Annotated in this window: 2 protein-coding genes; both read left to right on the forward strand. The window is 57.2% G+C overall.

All coding sequences use genetic code 11. The features are described 5' to 3' along the window. On the forward strand, positions 1-281 hold a 281-nt coding region (locus H6A60_RS14490; RefSeq protein WP_205104773.1), incomplete at its 5' end, for a hypothetical protein. Then, on the forward strand, positions 282-1,059 hold a 778-nt coding region (locus tag H6A60_RS11605), incomplete at its 3' end, for a hypothetical protein (RefSeq protein ID WP_205104775.1).

Below are 1,059 nucleotides of genomic sequence, written 5' to 3' on the forward strand. Positions count from 1 at the left end.
AGATGTGTATAAGAGACAGCATTCATTCATCCGGTACGTTCCGCAACTTCTTTCCTGCGGCGCTCTTTGGCAACGGCACTTGGCGAGAAATTTCTATTGCCGAAGCCAAATCGCTTTTCCCGCGCATCGGCGGCGTGAATCTCCATACGCTTCGTCCCCAGACCTTCTCCGAAGGCGGCCTTTACATTCTCGATTGGACCGATAACGACCTCGCAGCCAATATCGACAATCTGACGAACGAGAAGCGAACGGACTTCGAGCTTCGCGTCGACTACCTGTAGATGCGACGCACCAAGCGTGTTCGTCCGGCTTCGGAGGTCGGCGGCTTTCTCGTCGTGTATCCGGAAACGGACGACCTGGCGTCTTCGAACAACATCTACGTGCGCTTAACCTCCGCGGCCGACGAGAAGGCACCCAAGCCGAACCTCGCAGAACTTCGCGGCACGCAGGTGCTACTCTCCGTGGCCGACCGCCTTTACGGGCCTTATAAGCTCGTTGAAGACGGGCTCGGGCGTCCGTGCGTTTCGCCGAAGCTTCAGGCGTCGGGCGGCATTCTGCACGGCTTCATTCTTTCGGACCCGACCAAAATTCACAACTTCTCCGAAGAGCGCAGAACGCCCGACGGAACGCTCGCCACCGAATTTTTCGATGTCGTTTTTGTCGCCGGCCTTCAGGCTGCCGAGTTCGACCTTTACGACTGCAGCACGTTGCTCAAGCGCGTAGGCGCAACGATCGGCGCATCGAAAAAGGCGCGCGAAGAAGTTGATGCGTGGCTCGCCCGTGAAGGTGAAGCCTCGAAGCTCTTCAGCGACGACGACCGTATTCGCAAGGCTCGCACCAAACGCATCAAGTCCGCGCTGAAGCGTGCCGACGTAACGGAAGCATTCTCGAGCGAAATAGCCGAGATTGCCAAACGCACGATCTCGAAGGAGGAAAACGGCGAACTCGTTGAACGCTTGGCCGAGAACATTGCGTCAGACCCTGAAAAGCTGATGGGCTTTGCTTCGCACGCCAAGGTCGTTCGCGCAATGAACGAAACAAAGGCCGCCTTAGAGAAAG

The sequence above is a fragment of the Sutterella massiliensis genome (assembly GCF_016899755.1).
In the GTDB taxonomy this organism is placed as follows: Bacteria; Pseudomonadota; Gammaproteobacteria; order Burkholderiales; family Burkholderiaceae_F; genus Sutterella; species Sutterella massiliensis.